This window comes from Bacillus sp. LR--39 (assembly GCF_053613335.1).
Genome location: NZ_JBSIOT010001484.1, coordinates 1 through 539, shown reverse-complemented (window position 1 = coordinate 539; position 539 = coordinate 1). Strand labels below are relative to the sequence as shown.

Here is a 539-nt window from a genome sequence, read left to right as displayed (position 1 = left end):
TCCATATTTATGAACAGTTTTAGACATCTTTTCGACAGGAAGCTCTAAACGCTCGCGAGCAGCTTCCATGATACGGATGTTCGCCTGATGCGGAATCAAAAAGTCGACATCCTCTTTTGAAAGTCCGGCTTTTTCAATGACATTTACGCATGATTCTCCCATTTGGCGGACTGCAAATTTGAAAACTTCTCGTCCATTCATGATTGTATGTCGTTTTTCATTCAGATACAAGTGCTGACCGCCTGTGCCGTCGGCTCCTAGTTCAAATGAAAGGATTCCTCTGTCATCACTGACTGGCCCGACTACCGCAGCGCCTGCTCCGTCTCCAAACAGAACGGCTGTATTGCGGTCTTCCCAGTCGGTAATGCTTGAGAGCTTCTCTACACCGACAACTAAAACATGCTTGTAGGTTCCGGATTCAATAAATTGTTTACCGGTTACAACCCCGTACATGAAGCCCGCACAAGCCGCGCTGATATCCATAGCACACGCTTTCTTCGCGCCGAGCTGTTCTTGAATCATACAAGAGACCGTAGGAA

Annotated in this window: 1 pseudogene; it reads right to left on the bottom strand. The window is 47.1% G+C overall.

From position 1 onward, the window contains the following. A pseudogene (fabH, locus tag ACWHAR_RS31295) lies at positions 1–539 on the bottom strand (beta-ketoacyl-ACP synthase III); the annotation flags it as partial.